The organism is Hydrogenophaga sp., assembly GCF_030656115.1.
GTDB lineage: Bacteria > Pseudomonadota > Gammaproteobacteria > Burkholderiales > Burkholderiaceae_C > Hydrogenophaga.
In genome coordinates, this window is the sequence record NZ_JAUSOO010000152.1 from 32,152 (window position 1) to 54,760 (window position 22,609).

Sequence of the window (22,609 nt, forward strand, 5' to 3'; positions counted from 1 at the left end):
CAATGCAGGTCGGCACCCTTTTGTTACCCCGCGCAGCCCAACAAACAGGAGACCTCCATGAACCCGAACGCCGTCGATTACCGCACCGAACCCAGCCAGTACCGTCATTGGAAGCTGGCCTTTGATGGCGCCGTGGCCACCCTGGCCATCGACATCGACGAAGACGCCGGCATCCGCCCCGGCTACAAACTCAAGCTCAACAGCTACGACCTGGGTGTGGACATTGAGCTGCACGACGCGCTGAACCGCATCCGCTTCGAGCACCCCGAGGTCAAGACCGTGGTGGTCACCAGCGGCAAGGACCGCGTGTTCTGCTCGGGCGCCAACATCTTCATGCTCGGTGTGTCGACCCACGCCTGGAAGGTGAACTTCTGCAAGTTCACCAACGAAACCCGCAACGGCATTGAAGACACCAGCAAACACAGTGGCCTGAAGTTCCTGGCCGCCCTGAACGGTGCCTGCGCCGGCGGCGGCTACGAGCTGGCCCTGGCCTGCGATCAAATTCTGCTGGTGGACGACCGCTCCAGCGCCGTGAGCCTGCCCGAAGTGCCCCTGCTGGGCGTGCTGCCCGGCACCGGCGGCCTGACCCGCGTGACCGACAAGCGCCATGTGCGCCACGACCTGGCCGACATTTTCTGCACCACCAGCGAAGGCGTGCGGGGCCAGAAGGCCGTGGACTGGCGCCTGGTGGATGCCGTGGCCAAGCCGCAGCAGTTCGCCGCCGCCGTGAGCGAGCGCGCCGCCCAACTGGCCGCCCAGAGCGACCGCCCGGCCGATGCGAAAGGCGTGAGCCTGCCCCGCGTGGAGCGCACCGACAGCGCCGACGGTATTGCCTACACCTATGTGAACGTGGCCATTGACCGTGCCAAGCGCCACGCCACCCTCACCCTGAAAGCCCCGAGCGGTGCGCAGCCCACCGACCTGGCCGGCATTGAAGCCGCTGGCGCCGCCTGGTACCCGCTGCAGATGGCCCGCGAGCTGGACGACGCCATCCTCAACCTGCGCACCAACGAACTCGACATCGGCACCTGGATTCTGAAAACCGAAGGCGACGCCGCCGCCGTGCTGGCCAACGACGCCCTGATGCTGGCGCACCAAGACCACTGGTTTGTGCGCGAGACCATCGGTGCGCTGCGCCGCACCTTTGCCCGCCTCGACGTGTCGTCGCGCAGCCTGTTTGCGCTGATCGAAGAAGGTTCCTGCTTCGCCGGCACGCTGGCCGAACTGGCCTTCTGCGCCGACCGCGCCTACATGCTGGCCTTGCCGGACGACGCCGACAAAGCACCCAAGCTGCAACTGAGCGAGTTCAACTTCGGCTTCCTGCCCATGGTGAACGACCAGTCGCGCCTGCAGCGCCGCTTCTATGAAGAAGCGGCTCCGATGGAAGCCGTGCGCGGTGTCATCGGCAAGGCACTCGACGCCGACGCCGCCTTCGCCCTGGGCCTGGTGACCGCCGCGCCCGACGACATCGACTGGGCCGACGAAGTGCGCCTGGCGCTGGAAGAGCGCGCGGCCATGTCGCCCGATGCCCTGACCGGCCTGGAAGCCAACCTGCGTTTTGCGCAAAAAGAAAACATGGCCACCCGCGTCTTCGGCCGCCTCACCGCCTGGCAGAACTGGATCTTCCAGCGCCCCAACGCCGTCGGCGAAAAAGGCGCCTTGAAGGTCTACGGCAAAGGCGACAAAGCGCAGTTCGACATGAACCGCGTCTGATTGCCCGTCTGATCTCTTGAGTCTTGTTGTGCGGTGGGTTTCCCGGTGGAGCCAGCCGCAACCGAACGACAGTCCACCGTACGAAAAACCCGCAGGAGCACAAACATGTCCACCATCGACTACAGCGACAAGATCCCCAACAACGTCAACCTGAGCGAAGACCGCACGCTGCAGCGCGCGCTGGAGCAGTGGCAGCCCAACTACCTGAAGTGGTGGGACGACATGGGCCCGGACGGCAGCCAAAATTTTGATGTGTACCTGCGCACCGCCGTCAGTGTGGACCCACAAGGCTGGGCGCAGTTCGGCCACGTGAAGATGCCCGACTACCGCTGGGGCATCTTCCTGAACCCGGCCGAGCAGGACCGCAAGATCCACTTCGGTGACCACAAAGGCGAAGCCGCCTGGCAAGACATCCCCGGCGAATACCGCGCCAACCTGCGCCGCATCATCGTCACGCAAGGCGACACCGAGCCGGCATCGGTTGAGCAGCAGCGCCACCTGGGCCTGACCTGCCCGAGCCAGTACGACCTGCGCAACCTGTTCCAGGTGAACGTGGAAGAAGGCCGCCACCTCTGGGCCATGGTGTATTTGCTGCACAAGTATTTCGGCAAAGACGGCCGCGAAGAAGGTGAAGCCCTCCTGGAACGCAACAGTGGCAACGCCGACAACCCGCGCATTCTGGAAGCGTTCAACGAAGAGACGCCCGACTGGCTGAGCTTCTTCATGTTCACCTACTTCACCGACCGCGACGGCAAGTTCCAGCTCTGCGCCTTGGCCGAGAGCAGCTTCGACCCGCTGGCCCGCACCACCAAGTTCATGCTGACCGAAGAAGCCCACCACATGTTCGTGGGCGAGTCGGGCGTGAGCCGCGTGATCAACCGCACCTGCCAGGTGATGAACGAACTGAAGACCGACGACCCGGCCAAGCTGCGCGCCGCCGGCGTGATCGACCTGCCCACCATCCAGCGCTACCTGAACTTCCACTTCTCGGTGACCATCGACCTGTTCGGTGCCGACGAATCCAGCAACGCCGCCACCTTCTACAGCACCGGTCTCAAGGGCCGCTTTGAAGAAGGCAAACGCACCGACGACCACCAGCTGCGCGGCCAGTTCTACAAGGTGCTCAATGTGCAGAATGGCCAGTTGGTCGAAAAAGAAGTGCCCATGCTCAATGCGCTCAACGAAGTGCTGCGCGACGACTACATCAAGGACAGCATCGGTGGCGTGGAGCGCTGGAACAAGGTGATCGAGAAGGCCGGCATCCCGTTCCGCCTGACCGTGCCCCACAAGGCCTTCCACCGCAACATCGGCCTGCTCAAGGGTGTGAAGGTGGCTCCTGATGGCCGCGTGGTGTCCGAGTCCGAGTGGGCTGCCAACCGCGACAACTGGCTGCCCAGCGAGGGCGACCGCGCCTTTGTGGCCAGCCTGATGGGCCGCGTGGTCGATCCCGGCAAGTTCGCCAACTGGATCGCACCCCCAGTCATGGGCATCAACCGCCAGCCGGTGGACTTTGAGTACGTCCGCTTCGCTTGAACTGTTGACCCCCCGCGCCGCGCCTAAGGGCGCGTCACCCCCCCCAGGGGGCGATGCCTGCGGCCTGGCAAAGCCAGTTCTACGGCATCCTGGGCTGGGTCCCTTACGCCCCGGAAACCCCGGGGCGTTCCTTTTTCCGCACGGCTGAGCACGGATCGGGGTGGCCGGCGCAGTGAGGTAAAGGAGGAGCCGGTCGCCCCGACCCGTGCGGTGCCACGTTGACGTCACACGAGACACAATTGCAGACCTTGGCCCCCGCCCACGCATTGGCACCACGAAGTCACGACAATCCAGACCAAAGCATCCCCACGAGAAGCCGGAGACCCCCATGAACGCACCCGCCGAACTGGTATTCATCAAGCAACACCTGATCGACCCCGAAATCTGCATCCGCTGCAACACCTGCGAGGCCATCTGCCCGGTGCAGGCCATCACCCACGACTCGCGCAACTACGTGGTGGACGCCGAAAAATGCAACTGGTGCAACGACTGCATCTCGCCGTGCCCCACCGGTTCGATCGACAACTACCGGACCATGCCGCGCATCAAGGCCTATTCGCTGGCCGAGCAGCTCACCTGGGACGAACTGCCCGCAGAACTCTCGGCCGCAGAACGCCAAGCCCTCGCTGGTGACAGCGCTGGCGAACCCACGCCAGAACCGGCCGCCGAGCCCGTGGCCCAGGCCGACACCACCGGCCAGACCGCGTTCAACTCCGCCGCCTTCGGCGCCACCGTGCCACCCTGGAGCGCAGCCCACGCCTACACCAACCTCTACGGCCCCAAGGCCGCCCAGAAAACCGTCACCGCCACCGTGGTCGGCAACGTGCGCGTGACCGAAGTCGGCAAACAAGCCGGCCACGACTACGACACGCACCACATCGTGCTCGACTTCGGCAGCATGCCGTTCCCGGTGCTCGAAGGCCAGTCCATCGGCATCATTCCGCCCGGCGCCGACGACAAGGGCCGGCCGCACCACGCCCGCCAATACTCCATTGCCAGCCCGCGCAACGGCGAGCGCCCCGGCTACAACAACCTCTCACTCACCATCAAGCGCGTGCTCGAAGACCACCAGGGCCAGCCGGTGCGCGGCGTGGCCAGCAACTTCATGTGCGACCTGCAGGTGGGCGACAAGGTCGACGTCATCGGCCCGTTCGGCAGCAGCTTCCTGATGCCCAACCACCCCAAGTCCAGCATCGTCATGATCTGCACCGGCACCGGCAGCGCCCCCATGCGCGCCATGACCGAATGGCGCCGCCGCCAGCGCGCCTCGGGCAAGTTCGAAGGCGGCAAGCTCATGCTGTTCTTCGGTGCCCGCACACAGGAAGAACTGCCGTACTTCGGCCCGCTGCAGAACCTGCCCAAAGACTTCATCGACATCAATTTCGCCTTCAGCCGCACCCCGGGAAGCCCCAAGCGCTACGTGCAAGACGCCATGCGCGAGCGCGCCGCCGATCTGGTGCCCCTGCTGCAAGACCCCAACGCGTACTTCTACGTCTGCGGCCTCAAAAGCATGGAAGAGGGCGTGGTGCTGGCCCTGCGCGACGCGGCGCAAAACGCCGGGCTGGACTGGGACATCCTGGGCGCCGCGCTCAAGCGCGAAGGCCGCTTGCACCTGGAAACCTACTGACAGAACGGGGCCGGGTCCAAGCCCCTGTCGGCCTCAAATGTCCCTGCGAGATGGGCGGTTTCTGGGTTCAAGCGATCGACGGTGTGGGCACCGGTTTCTAATTCAGCGCTTTCTTATGCACAGGAACCCACCATGCTGATTCAATTGACCTACGCCAGCCGCACCGCCCACATTCTTGGCCCTGGCGATGTCAAAGACATCCTGCGCAGCTCGCAGCGCAACAACACCGCCGCGGGCGTGACGGGCGCGCTGTGCCTCACCAACGGTATTTTTCTGCAGCAACTCGAAGGCGATCGGGCGGCGGTGAACAAGCTCTACCACCATATTGAAAAAGACCCTCGGCACACCGACACGCAGATCCTGGACTTCAGCGAAATCGCCTCGCGCCGCTTTGGCGACTGGTCCATGGGCTTGGTGGCCGCCACCGCCGAAAACCGCCAGCTGTTTCTCAAATACTCCAGCAAGGCCGATTTCGACCCCTACAGCATGAGCACCGCCACCCTGCGTGCCTTCTTTGACGAAGTGATGCTCAACGTGCGCTGGCTCAGCTGAGCCCGGGCGTCTGTGGGCGCTCCCGGTCAGATCGCCCGCACGTTCTCAGGGTTTCCCCTCTGAAAGCATGGTTGTCAGCGGGGAAACCCACGGCGGACAGACCCCACGGTCTGCGATGGCTTACATTGCGGTCTTTCTGCCACGACCCGACATCCCCACAACCCATGACCCAGAACCGTCCCGCCATTGAGGTTGATGTGGTCATGCGCCGCGAACCGGTCAGCGGCCCCATGAGCCGCTGGCAAGCCTGGCGCTGGGTGCTGGCCGACGTGTTGTTGCGCCACACCCCCGAAGAAACCACCGCCCTGGCACCCGACGAGCAGCACACGCCGCAAGCGGTAGAACCCATCGACGGCCCCAGCCCCGACGGCTCCACCCACTGGCTGTTCCCGCGTTTTCGCGTGGCGCTGTTCCGCGACGACGCGGAAGGCTATTTTTTGAACCTGAGCAGCCCCAGCCCCTGCTTTTGGGTGGTGTGGCGCCCCGACGAAGCCCTGCTGGTGGAAGGCGAACCGCTGGCCGTACCGCAAACCGTGACGCTGAGCTACCACGATGCCGGGCGCTGGCTCGACGCCCAAGAGCGTGTGGAGCAGGTGGCGGCGCCAGAAGAAGCGGTGGACTGGCTGCGCACCTTTGTGGACGCCACCTACCAGCCCGAACCCAAACGCCGCAAGCGCCCCGACAGCTTCAAACCCCTCACCGACCGCTTTGGCCAACCGGTGCGCATTTCCACTGAAAAACACGGCACAGGCCCCAAAAAATGACGCTTCGCATTGGCATCAGCGCCCGCCTGTTGCACCACCCGCCCAACGGGCTGGGTCTGCCGCAAAAGCGGCTGCAGTTTCTGGAAAGCACCATGGCGCACTGGATCATGGCCCACCGGGCCATTGCGCTGATGGTGCCCTTCATCGACGAGGAAAGTCCCTTGTCGGCCAACCGGGCGCCCATGACCGAGATCGTCGATTTGCTCGACGGCCTGGTGCTGCAAGGCGGTATCGACATCTGCCCCGAAGCCTACGGTGACACCTTGCGCGACCCGGCCTGGGCGGGCGATGCCATCCGCGACCGCTACGAACTGTCCCTGCTGAATGGCTTTATCCAGGCCGGCAAGCCGGTGTTGGGCGTGTGCCGCGGTGCCCAGCTCATCAACGTGTACTTCGGGGGCAGTCTGGTGCAAGACATTCCTTCGATGCGCCCGGGTGCTGTGCCGCACCAAGACACCGTCCACTACGACCGCCTGCTGCACGACGTGCATTTTGAAGAAGGCTCCAGCTTGCACCGGCTCTATGGCTGCACTGCGCACCGCGTCACCAGCATCCACCACCAGTGCGTGGACCGGCTCGGTGAGGGCCTGCGGGTGGAAGCCCGCTGCCCGCAAGACGGCATCATCGAAGCCATTCGCCACGACGGGCCGGGCTATGTGCTGGGCGTGCAGTGGCACCCCGAATTCCACCTGTCGCCCGTGGATGAAACCCAGGGCTTGCTCGACAGCGGCCCCATGATGATGGATTTTCTGCGCGCGGCGCGTGCGCGTGCCGACCGCCACCAAAGCGGCGCGTCCGTGGTGCACGCCGGTGTGCCGTTGCCCCCAAGAACCCGATGACCGACGACAACAACTTCTTCTCGCGCTGGTCGCGCCGCAAGGCGCAGGTGCGCACCGGGCAAGCCCTGCCCGCTGAGCCGCCCGTGCCCGCGCCGCCGGTGGCGGTGACCGGCGCGCCGTCGCCGCTGCTCACGTCCGCAGCCCCCCAGCCCGCCCCCAACCCGGCCCCCCCCGAGCCTGAAAAGCCGCCCGTGCTCACGCTCGACGACGTGGCCCAGCTCACCCGCGAAGCCGACTTCAGCCCCTTCGTGGGCCGCCAGGTGCCCGCCGAGGTGCGCAACGCCGCCATGAAAAAGCTGTTCACCGATCCACACTACAACGTGATGGACGGGCTCGACATCTACATCGACGACTACTCCCAGCCCAGCCCCTTGTCGGCCGCCATGATGGCCAAAATGGTGGGCGCGCAGTTTTTGAAACTGGTGGACGACCCCAACGAAGCCAAACCCGCCGCAGTGCCCACCGCCGGGGTGGCCGAAGCCACCGAAGCACCCCAGACCGACCCCGCCGCTGTGGCACCGCCTGCGCATGCCGAAGCCGCCGACGACACCGCACCCGACCCCACCACCGGCGCAGCCACCGCGCCGGCACAACCCCAACACCACGATGACCACGCTGATCTGCAACTGCAACCAGACCATGCCCCTGAATCCGAAAGCCCTGGGCGAGGCGCTGGATGAAGACCTGACGCTGCACACCACGCTGTGCCGCCGCGACGCGCCGGCCTTTCAAAAGGCCTGCCGCAGCAGCGACGACCTGGTCGTGGCCTGCACGCAAGAAAGCCGGTTGTTCACCGAACTGTCCGAACAAACCGAGGGCGCCGTGTCGCTCGACGTGCGGCCCATCCGGTTTGTCAACATCCGCGAAACCGGCGGCTGGGGCCGCGAAGCCGCCCAGGCCACGCCCAAAATGGCCGCCCTGCTGGCCGCAGCCCGCCTGCCCGACGCCGAGCCCGTGCCCACCGTCACGTACAAGAGCGCCGGGCGCCTGCTCATCATCGGCGCGCTGGAAGACGCCGAGCGCGCCGCCGCCCTGGTGGCCGACGTGCTCGACGTGACCCTGTTCGCCACCGGCGGCGCCGGCATGCAGGCCCGGCGTTTTCCGGTCATTGCGGGCGACTTGCCCCAGGTGCGCGGCTGGCTCGGCGCGTTTGACGTGCAATGGACCACCCGCAACCCGATCGACCTGGACCTGTGCACCCGCTGCAACGCCTGCGTGGCCGCCTGCCCCGAAGACGCGATCGGTCTGGACTACCAGATCGACATGGGCCGTTGCCAGTCGCACCGCGCCTGTGTGAAAGCCTGCGAAGCCGTGGGCGCCATCAACTTCCAGCGCGCGCCCCAAAGCCACAGCGAAAAATTCGACCTGGTGCTGGACCTGCGTCCGTCGGTCGCCGGGCCGCCCCAAGACCGACGGCACCCCCTCGGGGGGCCTGGCGCAGCCAGGGTTGGGGGCCAATACGGGCCGGCTTTCAGCCAGCACGCGCACCCGCAAGGCTACGTGCACCTGCCCGGCGGCCTGACCGACGCGGCCGCCATGCAGGTGCTCATCCAACTGCGCGACCTGGTGGGCGAGTTCGAAAAGCCCAAGTTTTTCACCTACAAACAAAAAATCTGCGCCCACAGCCGCAACGAAACCGTGGGCTGCAACGCCTGTGTCGAGATTTGCTCGGCGCTGGCCATCAGCAGCGACGTGAAGCGCAACCAGATTGCCGTCAACCCCAACCTGTGCGTGGGCTGCGGCGCCTGCACCACCGTGTGCCCCACTGGCGCGCTCAGCTACGCCTACCCCCGCGCCAGCGAGCAGGGCGTGAAACTGCGCACCCTGCTCGCCACCTACGCCAAAGCCGGCGGCCACAACGCCGCGTTGCTGCTGCACAGCCAGGAAGCCGGCGCCGCCCTCATCAGCGACCTGGGCCGCGCCGCCGCGCTGGACAAAACCGTGCGCGGCGTGCCCGCCCGCGTCATCCCGCTGCCGCTGTGGCACACCGCCTCGGTCGGGCTCGATGTGTGGCTCACCGCCTTCGCCTACGGCGCCTCGCAAGTGTGGGTGCTCATGACCGGCGACGAAGCGCCGCAATACCGCGACGCCGTGGTTGAGCACATGGCGGTGGCCCAAGCCATCGTCAGCGGCCTGGGCTACAGCGGCCAGCACTTCCAGCTCATCGAAGCCCGCGACGCCCGCGACCTCATGGCGCTCGACGCTGCCCTGGGCCAAGCCCCGGCACAAGGCGTGAAACGCCGCGCCAGCTTTGCCGTGCAAGCCGAAAAACGCGCCACCGTCGAACTCGCCATTGACCACCTGCTGCAAGACAGCGCCACCCATCCGCAGCGCGCCCAGGCCGGCGAAGCGCTGGCGCTGCCCGCCGCCTCGCTCTTGGGCACCATCGCTGTCAACCCAGACACCTGCACGCTCTGCCTGAGCTGCGTCAGCGCCTGCCCGGCCAGCGCCCTGCAAGACAACACCGAACGCCCCCAGCTGCGCTTCATCGAGAAAAACTGCGTGCAGTGCGGCCTGTGCGCCAGCACCTGCCCCGAAAACGCCATCACGCTCACGCCGCGCCTGCTGCTGAGCGAGCAGCGCAAACAACTGCGCGTGCTCAACGAAGCCCAGCCCTACCAGTGCATCCGCTGCAGCAAACCCTTTGGCACGCTCAAAGGCATTGAAGTGATGCTGGGCAAGCTCGCCGGCCACGCCATGTTCAAAGGCGAAGCGCTGGAGCGCCTGAAAATGTGCGGCGACTGCCGCGTGGTGGACATCTATTCCAATCCGGGCGAAACCCGCATCAGCGATCTGTGACCATGAACGACTCCATCCCCGTCTCTTCCGCCCTCGACGAAGAAACCGCCCGCGCCGAGGTCTACGGCCTGCTGGCCGCGCTGTATTACGCGCCACCCACGCCCGAACTCATGGCGCAGCTGCGCGTGGCCGTCACCGAAGCGCCTACCGCCGGCGGCTTTCTGGAAGAACCCTGGCGCGAGGTGGTGGCCGCCGCCCGCGCCGTGAGCGACGCTGCCGTGGCTGCGGAATTCGACGCCCTGTTTGGTGGCGTCGGCAAGCCCGAGATTTACCTGTTCGGCTCGCACTACCTCAGCGGCTTCCTGAACGAAAAACCCCTGGCCGCCCTGCGCACCGACCTGGCCGCCCTTGGCCTGGGCCGCGACGACACCATGTCAGAAACCGAAGACCATTTCGCCTACCTGTGCGAAGTCATGCGCTACCTCATTGCAGGCGAAGACGTCGAAGTGGCCAACCTCAGCCAACAACAAAAATTCTTTACCGTGCACATGCAACCCTGGGTCAGCGCCATGTGCGACACCGTGGCCGCTCATCCCAAAGCCAGGTTTTACGCCGCACTCGCGGGGTTCACGCGGGCGTTTCTGGCGGTGGAAACGCAGGGGTTTGATATGTTGGGGTGAGGGGGAGGGTGCGCTCAGGTCGGCACAATCCGGCCTGAACGCCGTGTCTTTTTGTGTGCCCAAAAGGGCGTCGGGTGCTCTGCTATCGTCAAGCGTCAGCAAAATTTTGCCCAACACGCCTGCGCTACCGAGCTTTTCCAATGGCCATCAAAAAGTCAGATCTTTATTCCTCCCTGTGGGCCAGTTGCGACGAACTGCGCGGCGGCATGGATGCCAGCCAGTACAAGGACTACGTCCTGTTCATGCTGTTCATCAAATACATCAGCGACAAATACGCCAACTCCGACGACTTCGCGCCGCCGGTCATCATCCCCCAGGGCGCCAGCTTCCAGGACATGGTGACCCTCAAAGGCAAGGGCGACATCGGCGACAAGATCAACACCCAGATCATCCAGCCGCTGATCGACGCCAACGCCCGACTGGCGCGCAGCGATTTCCCCGATTTCAACGACCCCAACAAGCTCGGCCAGGGCAAGGAGATGGTGGACCGGCTCACCAATCTGGTGGCCATCTTCCAGAAACCCGAGCTGGACTTTTCAGACAACCGCGCTGAGCACGACGACATCTTGGGCGATGCGTATGAGTACCTCATGCGCCACTTCGCCACCGAAAGCGGCAAGAGCAAGGGACAGTTCTACACACCCAGCGAAGTGAGCCGCGTGATCGCCAAGGTGATCGGCATTGGCCCCCGCAACACCAAGGCCAGCACCACCGCCTACGACCCCACCTGCGGCTCGGGCTCGCTGCTGCTCAAAGTGGCCGCTGAGGCCGGCAACAAGATCACGCTGGAAGGGCAGGAAAAGGACGTGACCACCGCTGGCCTGGCGCGAATGAACATGATCCTGCACGACTTCCCCACCGCCAACATCCTCAGCGGCAACACGCTGAGCAACCCGAAGTTTCTGGACGGCCAACACCTGCGTGCCTACGACTACGTGGTGGCCAACCCCCCGTTTTCCGACAAAGCCTGGAGCACCGGCCTCACCCCCGCCGCTGACCCGTTTCAGCGCTTCACCTGGGGCGAGCCGCCCGCCAAACAGGGCGACTATGCCTACCTGCTGCACATCGTGCGCAGCATGAAAGCCAATGGCAAAGCCGCCTGCATCCTGCCGCACGGCGTGCTGTTTCGCGGCAATGCCGAGGCCGTCATCCGCAGGCAGCTGGTGAGCAGCGGCATCTTGAAAGGCATCATCGGCCTGCCCGCCAACCTGTTCTATGGCACCGGCATTCCCGCCTGCATCCTGGTGCTGGACAAAGACAACGCCGCCGCCCGCAAGGGCGTGATGATGATCGACGCCAGCAAAGGCTTCATCAAAGACGGCAACAAAAACCGCCTGCGCGAGCAAGACATCCACCGCATGGTGGACGCGTTCCGCAAAGGCGAAGACGTGCCCGGCTATGCCCGCCTCGTGCCGCTGGACGAGATGGCCAGCGACAAAAACGACTTCAACCTCAACCTGCCGCGCTACATCGACAGCAGCGAGCCCGAAGACATTCAAGACCTGACGGCCCACCTGCAAGGCGGCATCCCCACCCGCGACCTGGACGCGCTGGCCGCCTACTGGCAGGTCATGCCCAGCGTGCGCGCCACGCTCTTCAAACCCCTGCGCCCCGGCTACAGCCAACTGCAGCAACCCATAACCGAGGTGAAGGCAGCCATCCTGGGCCATGCCGAATTCACCGCCTTCCACGCCCAAGCCACCAGCCTGTTTGACGACTGGCGCACCCGCCACACCCCGCGCCTCATGGCCTTCAAAAAAGGCGACCACCCCAAGGCCTTGGTGGAAGCCCTGGCCGAAGACCTGCTGGCCAGCTTCAAGGCCGCGCCGCTGGTGGACGAATACGCCGTGTACCAGCAGCTCATGGACTACTGGGCCGAGGCCATGCAGGACGACGCCTACCTGATCGCCCTGGACGGCTGGGTGGCCAAACCCCAGCGCGTGGTGGAAACCGACAAGAAAGGCAAACAGAAAGATAAGGGCTGGGCCTGCGACCTGCTGCCCAAGTCCTACGTGGTGGCGCGCTACTTTGCCGCCGAGCAGGCCGCACTGGAAGCCCAACAGGCCGCGCTGGACGTGGTGAGCAGCCAACTGGCCGAGCTGGAAGAAGAGCACACCGGCGACGAAGGCGCATTCGCCAGCCTGGACAAAGTGAACGCCGCCAGCGTGAAAGAGCGCATCAAAGAAGTTGCCGCCGACCCGGAAGCCGCCGACGAGCTGAAGGTGTTGAAGCAATGGCTCAAGCTCAGCGCCGATGAAGCCGCCCTGAAGAAAGCCGTGAAAGAACTCGATGCACAGCTGGACCGCCAAGCCTTTGAGCAGTACGCCCGCCTCAGCCTGGTGGAAATCCAAGTCTTGACGATCCACGACAAATGGCTGGCCCGGCTGGGGCAAGATTTGCAAGCCGAGCTGGACCGCGTGAGCCAGACGCTGACGCGGCGGATTCGGGAGCTGGCTGAGCGGTATGCCGCGCCGCTGCCGCAACTGGCCAGCGAGGTGGAAGCCCTGTCGGCCCGGGTGGAAGAACACCTCAAGCGCATGGGGGTGGTATGGCACTGAACACCAGCAGCAACAGCAGGGCTGGCCTGCCCCTGTTGCCGCACGCCTTGGGCGATGTGGAAACCCGCGCCGTTTTGAAGCTCTTACCCAAAGCGCATGCCGCTTTGGCCGAACTCAAAGGTGTTGCTGCTTCCATGCCCAATCAAGGCATTTTGGTGGGTACGCTGTCATTGCAAGAGGCCAAAGACAGCTCCGAAATTGAAAACATCGTCACCACCCACGACGAGCTGTACCGCAGCGACTTTGCCAAACAGCAATTTGCCACCTACGCCGCCAAAGAAGTGCACAACTATGCCGCCGCATTGCGTGACGGGTTTGAGCAAGTCAAACGCACCGGCTTGCTCACCCTCAACGATGTGCTCAACATCCAGGCAGGCATCGAGCACAACCGCGCTGGCCTGCGCAAATTGCCGGGCACTGCGCTCAAAAATGACCACACCGGCGAAACCATTTACACCCCACCGCAACACCCCGAAGACATTGCCGCGCTGATGGGCAATTTGGAAGTTTTCATCAACCAGCCCGAGCAGTGCGACTGGGACCCATTGGTCAAAATGGCCGTCATTCATCACCAGTTTGAAAGCATCCATCCGTTTTATGACGGCAACGGACGCACAGGCCGCATCATCAACATCTTGTATTTGGTGCAACAAGGCCTGCAAGACACGCCCGTGCTCTACCTGTCGCGCTACATCAACCGCCACAAAGCCGACTATTACCGGCTGCTGCAAAGCGTACGCGAAACCGGTGATTGGGAGCCTTGGTTGTTGTGGATGCTCGAAGGCGTCGTCCAAACCTCCCAACAAACCACCCTGTTGATCACACAAATCAAAGCCCAGATGCAAAGCACCAAACTGCGCATCCGCAGTGAACTGCCCAAAATCTACAGCCAAGACTTGGTCAACAACCTGTTCAAGCACCCCTACACCAAGATTGAGTTTGTCGAACAAGACCTTTTGGTGCATCGCAGCACCGCCATACGCTATCTAGAGGCCTTGGTGGGAATCGGATTGCTCAGCAAGCACAAGCTGGGCAAAGACAACTATTACTTCAACGTGCAGTTGTACGAACTGCTCGACGGTGCAGGCGAGCGCTTGATGCGAGGTGAAGCGCCATGAACACACACCAAAAACAAGGTTTTTTGATGTGCGTTGCGGTGACGTGCATCAAAAATGGTGGTTTTCTCAACATGTTGGGCCTGTACGCGGCACCCCTGCGCCACGTCGGAGCATCACACAGCGCAGACCCTCGCATGGGGGCGCGCAAGCTGGTGCCTCAGCCAGCGGCAATTTGTGCGAAGGCTTCGCACAAATTTAAATCGTGCAAAGCTGCGTTGCACTTTTGGCTGCATGCCCTGAACGCCAGCCTGCAAGCCGATCTGGACCGCGTGAGCCAGACCCTGACGCGGCGGATTCGGGAGCTGGCTGAGCGCTACGTCGCGCCGCTGCCGCAGTTAGCGGACGAGGTGGAGGCCCTGTCGGGCCGGGTGGAAGCGCACTTGCAGCGCATGGGGGTGGCGTGGCGATGAATACGGATGTTCGCGAGCCGTCGGCGAAGTATTTGCTGCAGATGGATTTCCAACCCTCCGAGATCGGACCAATCCCTCGCGATTGGACCCTGTCCACAGTTGGCGCCGAATTCAATGTCCAGTTGGGAAAAATGTTGGACGCTGAGCGGAATGTGGGGATAGAAAAGCCGTATCTTGGAAACAAGGCCGTGCAATGGGGCCGCGTGGAGGTCTCCGAGACACAGACCATGCGCATGTCCAGAGCCGATTTGGAGAAATTCCGCCTTCAGTCTGGCGACTTGCTGGTCTGCGAAGGCGGGGAAGTTGGTAGAGCCGCTATTTGGGATGCCCCACTCATCGAGTGCTACTACCAGAAGGCATTACACCGTCTGAGACCGATTCGCGGATACGAACCGCGGCTGATGCTTGCCGTTCTACAGCTATGGGCAAGCCGTGGGGTACTTGCAAACTATGTCACTCAAACCAGCATTGCGCACCTCCCCAAAGAGAAGTTTGTTGCGGTTCCTATCCCACGTCCTACACCTGACGAACAACGCGCCATCGCCACCGCCCTCTCCGACGTCGATGCCCTGATCGCCGGGCTGGAGCGGCTGTTCGCCAAGAAGCGCAACATCAAACAGGCCGCGATGCAGCAACTCCTGACCGGCCAAACCCGCCTGCCGGGGTTCAGTGGGGCTTGGACAGTAAAGCGGCTAGGTGATGTCGGCCATTGCCTGCGCGGCGTTGCCTATCGTGGTGATGCAGACTTGTTTCCGCATGACACTGAGCAGACCAAACGCTTGCTTCGGTCAAACAACGTCCAAGACGCAATGGTCGTCGCAACAGATGTCCAGTTCGTGAATGCCGCTTGTGTCAGTGAACACCAAATTCTCCGCGCGGGGGATGTGCTCATCTGCATGGCCAATGGCAGCAAGTCCTTGGTAGGCAAGGCTGGTTACTTTGACCGCGAGGATGGTTTTGAATACACCTTCGGGGCGTTCATGGGCGTGTTCAGGCGCGCAGATGTCGCTGAGCGCCGGTTTGTCTTCTACCTTTTTCAAACCGGTCGCTACCGTGACTACATCAACAATTTGCTGGCAGGTTCAAGCATCAACAACTTGTCGCCTGCAAGTGTCATGTCGCTTGAGTTCAGCTTCCCTGCGAAAGAAGAACAAACCGCCATCGCCACCGTTCTATTCGACATGGACACCGACCTCTCCGCCCTAGAAGCCCGCCTCGCCAAAACCCGCGCCATCAAGCAGGGCATGATGCAGGAATTGTTGACGGGAAGGACTCGTTTGGTGTGAAGTCAATCAAAGGTTGGGTATTTCGCTGATATTTAAGGGGTTTTGATATCGTTAATTTTGACAATTTCTAAGCTGGCACTACATTTTTGCTAGCACAAAAGGCTTGGAGGTACGGGTACACATTGAAGTAAACGTCGTTTTCTTGTTTGGGTTGGAAGTCTCCGCTTCTGTCTTTGGCTTTATTGCAATCGTTATGGAGGTGTTTATGAAAAATTCATTCGCTGTATTTACTTCGGTAATGGCATGTGTTTGGTGCGGAATTGGTGCATTCCTGCGGAGTCTCTGGTGAGAAAATTCCAACCCAAACGAGGGATTAGCGTTTATGTATTTGTGTGTCCGTCCAAGAGTGAATGCAGGGGGTTCGATTCCCCCTCTCCGCACCAAATTTTGTATATGCGGTTTTTTTAATGACTGAAACCGAACTCCTCCAACTGCTCGCCTGTGGCGAAGACAGCCGCCACCAGTTCAAGCGCGATGCCAGCAACGCCGACAGCCTGGCCGCCGAGTTGGCGGCGCTGGCCAACAGCGGGGGTGGTTGTGTGTTGCTGGGCGTGGCGGACGATGGTTCGGTGCTGGGGCTGGACGCCGCAGCCGTGCGGCGGCTGAACCAGTTGCTCAGCAACGCGGCCAGCCAGCATGTGCGCCCGCCGCTCTCCCCAGTGAGCCACAACGTGCAGACGGCGCAGGGCTTGGTGATGGTGGTGCAGGTGCCGGACGGGCTGAACAAGCCTTACATGGACCTGCAAGGCCGCGTGTGGGTGAAGAGCGGGGCCGACAAGCGGCATGTGACGGCGCGCGAGGAAATGCAGCGCATGTTCCAGCGCGCGGGGCTGTTGCAGGCCGACCAGGTGCCGGTGCACAACGCCACGGCGGCGGACATTGACGAGCGGGCTTTTGGCCGCTACTTCGAGCGCCGCTACGGGCAGAGCCTGGACGCTGCGGGCTTGCCGGTGGTGCAGCTGATGGAGAACCTGCAACTGGCGCAGGACGGCGTGCCCAACCTGGCGGGGCTGCTGCTGTTTGGCAAGCAACCGCAGCGGCTGCTGCAGGTGTGCCAGATCGGCGCGGTGTGGTTCCCGGGCACGTTTCTGGGCGACACGCGCTACCTGGACAGCGAGAACATCGACGGCACGCTGGAAGAGCAGTTTCAGCGCGGCATGGCCTTCATCAAGCGCAGCCTGCACCATGTGCAAGCCGGCAGGGGCTTCAACACGCTGGGGCAGCTGGAGGTGCCGGAAGAAGCGTTTGTGGAGCTGCTGGTGAATGCGCTGGTACACCGGGACTTTTTTGTCAGCGCCACGATTCGCCTGTTTGTGTTCACCGACCGGGTTGAGATCATCAGCCCCGGCCATTTGCCCGACAGCCTGACGCCGGAGCAGATTCGCACCGGCGTTTCCAACCGGCGCAACAAGGTGCTGGCCGAGCACGCGGCGCACATCCTGCCGTACCGGGGGCTGGGCACCGGGGTGCCGCGCGCGCTGGGAGCCTGGCCGAAGATCGATCTGGTGGACGAGCGTGAAGCGAACCAGTTCCGGGCGGTGGTGTGGCGGGTGGCGCAGCCTTCGGCGGCGACTTCGGTAGACACCCCGCAAGTCACCGGGCAAGTCACCGGGCAAGTCACCGGGCAAGTTCGGCGCTTGCTCGCCGTCATGGTGGCCGAGCACAGCCGCAGCGAACTGCAAGCGCTGCTGGGCCTCAAGCACCGCGACAGTTTTATGGCCAGCTATCTGCTGCCTGCGCTGGCGGCGGGCTGGGTGGAGATGACCATTCCCGATAAGCCGCAAAGCAGCAAGCAAAGATATCGGCTGACGCCAGTAGGCAAAATCACCCTCACCAGCTTCAATAAGGACACACCATGAAGCCCAAAAAACAGTTTTCTGAAAAGGCCCTGGAGTCTCTGGAATCCCGCATTCCACAGATGGCGCAGGCGGCGTTTTCGCAAGCGCATTTAAAGGCACTGGCCGTGAGCGGCAAGGTGTTGCAGGTGTCTGAGGGGTGCTTGGTGGAGCTCAGCGCTGAAGGCACGGTGCGTGTGATCAAGTCGGTTGAGCCATCGTTTCGGGTGCAGGCAGGCGTCAAGCGGGTTCGCAAGGTGACACGCGCATGAGCGTCAGCCAACCCAGACTGCGTGTGTTTGCTGGCCCCAACGGTTCTGGCAAAAGCACGCTCAAAGATGTATTGCCTGAGAGCTTGTTGGGCGTTTATGTCAATGCCGATGACATTGAAAAACTCATCCGCGCCGATGGCTATCTCTCGCTGGGTGAGTTTTCGATTAAAGCCACGGCAGCAGAATTGAGCGACTTTTTGGCGCAGTCCACGTTGCTGCGGTCTCAGGGTTTGCTGGCGGATGCCGACCGCATGGTGCTGCAAGGTGGGCGCGTGCTGTTTCAAGCCTTGGCTGTCAATTCTTACCACGCCTCGGTCTTGGCTGACTTTATTCGCCACAAGCTGCTGAGTGATGGGACTTCGTTCACTTTCGAGACGGTGATGTCGTCGCAGGACAAGGTGGACTTTTTGTGCAAGGCGCAGAAGTCAGGCTTTCGCACCTATCTGTATTTCGTGGCCACAGAGGACCCCGACATCAATGTGTCACGGGTGCAGCACCGCGTGGCGACGGGTGGGCACCCGGTGCCGAAAGACAAAATCATCAGCCGTTATCACCGCTCCCTGGCCTTGCTCAGTCAGGCTGTGGCCTGCACAGACCGAGCCTACGTGTTTGACAACTCGGGCGAAGACAAGGTGTGGCTGGCCGAGGTGACGGATGGCTGTGAGCTGGAAATGAAAACCGATGAAGCGCCACATTGGTTTAAGGCCGCGTTGTGGGATGCTTTTGAAGGCGACGATGTTGACTGACAAACAAGGGGTTTGCGCGTGAGCGCAATCATTGCGCCCAGAGCGCGCCACCCAAAACCGTGTGGTTGCCCGCCTGACCGCCACTGCGGCCGAAGGCGGCTTGGGCTATGCCTACATGGGAGACTGGAGCCAGCGCGAGGGCAACCGCTGCATTGAGCCCGAGCTGTTGCGCGCCCACCTGCAGCAGCGCGGCTACAGCCCGGCCCACATCGCCCAGGCGCTGCAAAAGCTGATGGCGGTGGCAGACGCGACCGGCATCACGCTCTACCAGGCCAACCTGCGCACCTACCAGCTGCTGCGCTATGGCGTGCCGGTGCAGGTGGCGGCGGGTGCGCCGCACGAGACGGTGCACCTGATCGACTGGGACACGCCAACGAACAACCACTTTGCGCTGGCCGAAGAGGTGACGCTGAAACACGGCAACTCGGGCGGCACATCGGGCGGGCATGAGCGGCGGCCCGACATCGTGCTGTACATCAACGGCATGGCGGTGGTGGTGATGGAGCTCAAGCGCAGCTCGGTGGACGTGGCCAACGGCATCCGCCAGCTCATCAGCAACCAGGAAGCGATCTTCAACCAGGGCTTTTTCAGCACGGTGCAGCTGGTGCTGGCGGGCAGCGACAGCCAGGGCCTGCGCTACGGCACCACGGGCACGCCCGAAAAGTTCTTCGTGGAATGGAAGCACCACAAACCAGGCAGTGCCGATGAAACCTTGGCCGTGGGCGAGCTGCTGGACGGGCCTCTGACGCAGATGCTGGCGCCCGCGCGGCTGCTGGACCTGGTGCGCAACTTCGTGATCTTTGATGCCGGCCAGAAGAAGGTGCCGCGCCTGCACCAGTTTGAGGGTGTGAAGGCCGCGCAGGAGCGCATTCAGCGCCATGAGGGCGGCGTGATCTGGCACACCCAGGGCAGCGGCAAGAGCATCCTGATGGTGCTGATTGCCAAGTGGTTGCTGGAGCACGACCCGGAGGCGCGCATCCTGGTGGTGACCGACCGGGATGAGCTGGACAAGCAGATCGTGGGCGTGATGAAAAACGCGGGGGTGATTGGCGCCGATGCGCCATCGCCACGCATCACCTCTCGCAAGGATCTGGTGGAGAAGCTGGGCCAGGCGTCGCCGCGCCTGATGTGTGCGTTGATCCACAAGATCGACGTGGCCGACCTGAAGGGCGAACCGCCCAAGATCGCCGGCCGCTTCTATGTGTTTGTGGACGAATGCCACCGCACCCAGGGTGGTGACATGAACAAGCAGATGAAGCGCTGGCTGGCCAGCGCCATCTTCATCGGCTTCACTGGCACGCCGCTGCTGCGCCGCGACAAGCAGACCACGCGCGACGTGTTTGGCACCTTTATTCACACCTACAAGTTCAACGAGGCGGTGGCTGACAAGGTGGTGCTGGATTTGAAGTACGAGGCGCGCGATGTGCCGCAGCGCCTGACCTCGCGCCAGGCCATTGACGACTGGTTCGAAACCAAGACCCAGGGCCTGAACAACTTTCAGAAGTCGGTGCTGCGCAAGCGCTGGGCGACGATGGAAGAGCTGATGAGTTCGGGCGAGCGCAAGCAACGCATCATCGCCAACATCAACCACGATTTCGGCGTATTGCCCCGGCTGAACAACGGGCGCGGCACGGCCCTTCTGGTGGCGGCGAGCATTTACGACGCTTGCCACTACTTTCGGCTGTTCCAGCACACGCCGCTGGGCGTGCACTGCGGGCTGATCACGTCTTACGAACCCAACCACAACGCGATTTCGCAAGAGCCACCCCACAGCGACGAGCGCTACAAGTTCGACACCTACACCCAGCACGTACTGGCCAAAGACCAGACCACCACACAGTACGAAACCGAGATGAAGCGCCGCTTCATTGAAGAGCCTGCCAACCTGAAACTGCTGATTGTGGTGAGCAAGTTGCTGACGGGTTTTGACGCGCCGAGCTGCACCTACATTTACCTGGACAACGCGCTGCGCGACCACAACCTGTTCCAGGCCATTTGCCGCACCAACCGGCTGGACGGTGACGACAAGGACTACGGCCATGTGGTGGACTACAAGGAGCTGTTCAGCAAGGTGCAGGACGCGATCGCGGTCTACACCTCGGACGAGCTGGACACCGAGACCGTGGGCGACGATGGCAATGTGATCGTCAAGGACTGGCGCGAAGAGGGGAAAGCCCAATTGGACGCAGCACGCGAGGCGCTGATGTATTTGTGTGCGCCGGTGATGCAGCCGCAGGGCATGGAGCAACACATTCGGTATTTCTGCGGTGATGTTGCCAACCCCACGGCGCTGAACGACACGGAGCCGCTGCGCATCTCGTTTTACAAGGCGGTGGCGGCTTTTGTGCGCGCCTATGCCGACTTGGCGGCCCATCTTGAAGAGGCGGGCTACAGCGCTGCTCAGGTGAAAGTCTTTGAGCAAGAAACGCAGTTTTACGTCGAGGTGCGCGCGGCCATCAAGAACCACGCGGGCGAAGAGCTGGACATCAAGCCGTTTGAGGCGGACATGCGCCACCTCATCAACACCTACATCCAGGCCGATCCGGCGGACTTGCTGGGTGACCTGAGCGAGCTGTCGCTGACCGAGTTGATCATCCACACGGGCATCCACGATGCGATCGCGAAGAAGCTGAACGAGAAGGGCAAGCTGTCAAAGAATGCCATCGCCGAGACCATCATCAACAACGTGCGTAAGACCATCATCCGCGACCAGCTCACGGACCCGATGTTTTACGCGGAGATGTCCCAGCTGCTGGAAGACCTGATTCAGCAGAAACGTGGCGACACCGCCTCTTACGAGCAGTTCTTGAAGGACGCGGAAGCGCTTGCCAAACAGCTGGGCCAAGGCCGGGGGGAAAACAACGTGCCCGCCGAGCTGCACGGCAACAAAGAGGCCACGGTGCTCTACAACAACCTGCCCACGGTCCTGGCTGCTGCAGCGCCGAACGTGCCCGAACACATGGCTGCCGAGCCGATCCCAAGCTGGGGCAACGAATGTCTGGGCCTGGCCTTGAAGCTGGACAAAGCGATTCGCGCACACGCGCCCGCAGGCTGGAAGGGCGACCCGGCGCGTGAGGCGCAGGTGCTGAACGCGATTGCACCCATTCTGGGCAAAAACAAAGCGGTCGTATTGGCCGTTTTCGAGATCGTCAAAAACCAGCCAGGTTACTGATGAGCGAAGTGTTCGAACTGGGCGACATCACCATCAGCCTCACACGCAAGTGGGTGAAGAACGTGCACCTGACGGTGCATCCGCCCGATGGCCGGGTGACCTTGGTGGCGCCGCTGACGACGCGCACGGAGGTGGCCAGGGCTTACGCGATTTCTCGCCTGCATTGGATTCGGCAACAGCAGAAGCTGTTTTTCGAGCAGCAGCGTGAGCAGCCACGCCAGTTTGTGACCCGGGAAAGCCACCATGTCTGGGGTCGTCGTTACCTGCTGACCGTGGCCGAGGCCGATGTGAAACCCTACGTGAAGCTGGACCACCGCCGCATCCACCTGTTTGTTCGGCCGGGGGCAGATCAGGCCAAGAAAGCGGAGGTTATGCACGAATGGCACAAGGCGATATTGCACGCCGAATTGCCGGGCCTGATCAGCAAGTGGGAGCACAAGCTCGGCGTGAAAGTCAACGGCTACTACCTACAGCGCATGAAAACCAAGTGGGGCAGTTGCAACCACCGGGCCGGCAACATCCGGCTGAACACGGAACTGGTGAAGAAGCCCAAGGATTTGCTGGAATACGTGGTGGTGCACGAGATGCTGCACCTGTTGGTACCGACGCACAGCGGCCGTTTTGTGGAACTGCTTGACCAGCACTACCCGGGGTGGATGGAGGCACGGCGGGAATTGAACGAGCTGGCTTTGTCCGCCTGAACCTCCGCAGCCCCAAGCCATTCATGCTGTCTGTTTGGGATCGTGGAGAGAGGGGCCGAACAGG

The 22,609-nt window shown here is 62.7% G+C and carries 18 protein-coding genes; all 18 read left to right on the forward strand.

Features of this window, described 5'->3' with window-relative positions; all coding sequences use genetic code 11:
• The first annotated feature begins 57 nt into the window (after positions 1-57).
• On the forward strand, positions 58-1,713 hold the full coding sequence (boxC, locus tag Q7J58_RS20060) for a 2,3-epoxybenzoyl-CoA dihydrolase (RefSeq protein ID WP_304831518.1): 1,656 nt from the start codon (positions 58-60) through the stop codon (positions 1,711-1,713).
• A 105-nt stretch (positions 1,714-1,818) separates the two neighbouring features.
• On the forward strand, positions 1,819-3,246 hold the full coding sequence (boxB, locus tag Q7J58_RS20065; protein ID WP_304831519.1) for a benzoyl-CoA 2,3-epoxidase subunit BoxB: 1,428 nt from the start codon (positions 1,819-1,821) through the stop codon (positions 3,244-3,246).
• Between the two features lie 328 nt (positions 3,247-3,574).
• Positions 3,575-4,873, forward strand: coding sequence for a benzoyl-CoA 2,3-epoxidase subunit BoxA (gene boxA / locus Q7J58_RS20070; RefSeq protein ID WP_304831521.1), 1,299 nt, complete (start codon positions 3,575-3,577; stop codon positions 4,871-4,873).
• A gap of 132 nt (positions 4,874-5,005) precedes the next feature.
• Positions 5,006-5,425 carry a BLUF domain-containing protein gene (locus Q7J58_RS20075; protein WP_304831522.1) on the forward strand — a complete coding sequence of 140 codons (420 nt, stop codon included), beginning with the start codon at positions 5,006-5,008 and terminating at the stop codon, positions 5,423-5,425.
• A gap of 164 nt (positions 5,426-5,589) precedes the next feature.
• Positions 5,590-6,189: a DUF3305 domain-containing protein gene (locus Q7J58_RS20080; RefSeq protein WP_304831523.1), complete on the forward strand. Its 600-nt coding sequence runs from the start codon at positions 5,590-5,592 to the stop codon at positions 6,187-6,189.
• A complete protein-coding gene (locus Q7J58_RS20085; RefSeq protein WP_304831525.1) occupies positions 6,186-7,028 on the forward strand; it encodes a gamma-glutamyl-gamma-aminobutyrate hydrolase family protein in 843 nt (280 codons plus the stop codon). Before Q7J58_RS20080 ends, Q7J58_RS20085 begins: the two co-directional genes overlap by 4 nt.
• The gene (locus Q7J58_RS20090; protein WP_304831527.1) at positions 7,025-7,708 is read left to right on the forward strand and encodes a DUF3306 domain-containing protein; all 684 of its coding nucleotides are present in this window, start codon (positions 7,025-7,027) and stop codon (positions 7,706-7,708) included. The genes Q7J58_RS20085 and Q7J58_RS20090 overlap by 4 nt, the downstream gene beginning before the upstream one ends.
• Complete coding sequence (locus Q7J58_RS20095; protein WP_304831529.1) at positions 7,635-9,827, forward strand: 4Fe-4S binding protein; 2,193 nt, start codon at positions 7,635-7,637, stop codon at positions 9,825-9,827. Before Q7J58_RS20090 ends, Q7J58_RS20095 begins: the two co-directional genes overlap by 74 nt.
• A 2-nt stretch (positions 9,828-9,829) precedes the next feature.
• Positions 9,830-10,447, forward strand: coding sequence for a molecular chaperone TorD family protein (locus Q7J58_RS20100; RefSeq protein ID WP_304831531.1), 618 nt, complete (start codon positions 9,830-9,832; stop codon positions 10,445-10,447).
• A gap of 140 nt (positions 10,448-10,587) precedes the next feature.
• Positions 10,588-13,005 (forward strand): N-6 DNA methylase, encoded by a 2,418-nt coding sequence (locus Q7J58_RS20105; protein WP_304831533.1) that lies wholly within the window; start codon positions 10,588-10,590, stop codon positions 13,003-13,005.
• Complete coding sequence (locus Q7J58_RS20110) at positions 12,996-14,123, forward strand: Fic family protein (protein WP_304831534.1); 1,128 nt, start codon at positions 12,996-12,998, stop codon at positions 14,121-14,123. The genes Q7J58_RS20105 and Q7J58_RS20110 overlap by 10 nt, the downstream gene beginning before the upstream one ends.
• Before the next feature lie 215 nt (positions 14,124-14,338).
• Positions 14,339-14,533 carry a hypothetical protein gene (locus Q7J58_RS20115; protein ID WP_304831536.1) on the forward strand — a complete coding sequence of 65 codons (195 nt, stop codon included), beginning with the start codon at positions 14,339-14,341 and terminating at the stop codon, positions 14,531-14,533.
• Entirely contained in the window at positions 14,530-15,819 is a 1,290-nt protein-coding gene (locus tag Q7J58_RS20120) for a restriction endonuclease subunit S (RefSeq protein ID WP_304831537.1), read from the forward strand. Before Q7J58_RS20115 ends, Q7J58_RS20120 begins: the two co-directional genes overlap by 4 nt.
• Positions 15,820-16,226: 407 nt before the next feature.
• Positions 16,227-17,678: an RNA-binding domain-containing protein gene (locus Q7J58_RS20125; RefSeq protein WP_304831539.1), complete on the forward strand. Its 1,452-nt coding sequence runs from the start codon at positions 16,227-16,229 to the stop codon at positions 17,676-17,678.
• The gene (locus Q7J58_RS20130) at positions 17,675-17,926 is read left to right on the forward strand and encodes a hypothetical protein (RefSeq protein ID WP_304831541.1); all 252 of its coding nucleotides are present in this window, start codon (positions 17,675-17,677) and stop codon (positions 17,924-17,926) included. Before Q7J58_RS20125 ends, Q7J58_RS20130 begins: the two co-directional genes overlap by 4 nt.
• On the forward strand, positions 17,923-18,672 hold the full coding sequence (locus tag Q7J58_RS20135) for a zeta toxin family protein (RefSeq protein WP_304831543.1): 750 nt from the start codon (positions 17,923-17,925) through the stop codon (positions 18,670-18,672). The genes Q7J58_RS20130 and Q7J58_RS20135 overlap by 4 nt, the downstream gene beginning before the upstream one ends.
• A gap of 61 nt (positions 18,673-18,733) precedes the next feature.
• Complete coding sequence (locus tag Q7J58_RS20140) at positions 18,734-21,844, forward strand: HsdR family type I site-specific deoxyribonuclease (protein ID WP_304831545.1); 3,111 nt, start codon at positions 18,734-18,736, stop codon at positions 21,842-21,844.
• The gene (locus Q7J58_RS20145; RefSeq protein WP_304831546.1) at positions 21,844-22,545 is read left to right on the forward strand and encodes a SprT family zinc-dependent metalloprotease; all 702 of its coding nucleotides are present in this window, start codon (positions 21,844-21,846) and stop codon (positions 22,543-22,545) included. Before Q7J58_RS20140 ends, Q7J58_RS20145 begins: the two co-directional genes overlap by 1 nt.
• The last annotated feature ends 64 nt before the right edge of the window (positions 22,546-22,609 follow it).

Excerpts from the sequence above, each read along its gene's own strand:
- Q7J58_RS20130 (WP_304831541.1), top strand. The coding sequence starts at position 17,675 with ATGAAGCCCAAAAAACAGTTTTCTGAAAAGGCCCTGGAGTCTCTGGAA.
- Q7J58_RS20125 (WP_304831539.1), top strand. The coding sequence starts at position 16,227 with ATGACTGAAACCGAACTCCTCCAACTGCTCGCCTGTGGCGAAGACAGC.
- Q7J58_RS20085 (WP_304831525.1), top strand. The coding sequence starts at position 6,186 with ATGACGCTTCGCATTGGCATCAGCGCCCGCCTGTTGCACCACCCGCCC.
- boxB (WP_304831519.1), top strand. The coding sequence starts at position 1,819 with ATGTCCACCATCGACTACAGCGACAAGATCCCCAACAACGTCAACCTG.
- boxC (WP_304831518.1), top strand. The coding sequence starts at position 58 with ATGAACCCGAACGCCGTCGATTACCGCACCGAACCCAGCCAGTACCGT.
- Q7J58_RS20135 (WP_304831543.1), top strand. The coding sequence starts at position 17,923 with ATGAGCGTCAGCCAACCCAGACTGCGTGTGTTTGCTGGCCCCAACGGT.
- Q7J58_RS20145 (WP_304831546.1), top strand. The coding sequence starts at position 21,844 with ATGAGCGAAGTGTTCGAACTGGGCGACATCACCATCAGCCTCACACGC.
- Q7J58_RS20110 (WP_304831534.1), top strand. The coding sequence starts at position 12,996 with ATGGCACTGAACACCAGCAGCAACAGCAGGGCTGGCCTGCCCCTGTTG.
- Q7J58_RS20100 (WP_304831531.1), top strand. The coding sequence starts at position 9,830 with ATGAACGACTCCATCCCCGTCTCTTCCGCCCTCGACGAAGAAACCGCC.
- boxA (WP_304831521.1), top strand. The coding sequence starts at position 3,575 with ATGAACGCACCCGCCGAACTGGTATTCATCAAGCAACACCTGATCGAC.
- Q7J58_RS20090 (WP_304831527.1), top strand. The coding sequence starts at position 7,025 with ATGACCGACGACAACAACTTCTTCTCGCGCTGGTCGCGCCGCAAGGCG.
- Q7J58_RS20120 (WP_304831537.1), top strand. The coding sequence starts at position 14,530 with ATGAATACGGATGTTCGCGAGCCGTCGGCGAAGTATTTGCTGCAGATG.
- Q7J58_RS20080 (WP_304831523.1), top strand. The coding sequence starts at position 5,590 with ATGACCCAGAACCGTCCCGCCATTGAGGTTGATGTGGTCATGCGCCGC.
- Q7J58_RS20075 (WP_304831522.1), top strand. The coding sequence starts at position 5,006 with ATGCTGATTCAATTGACCTACGCCAGCCGCACCGCCCACATTCTTGGC.
- Q7J58_RS20105 (WP_304831533.1), top strand. The coding sequence starts at position 10,588 with ATGGCCATCAAAAAGTCAGATCTTTATTCCTCCCTGTGGGCCAGTTGC.
- Q7J58_RS20095 (WP_304831529.1), top strand. The coding sequence starts at position 7,635 with ATGACCACGCTGATCTGCAACTGCAACCAGACCATGCCCCTGAATCCG.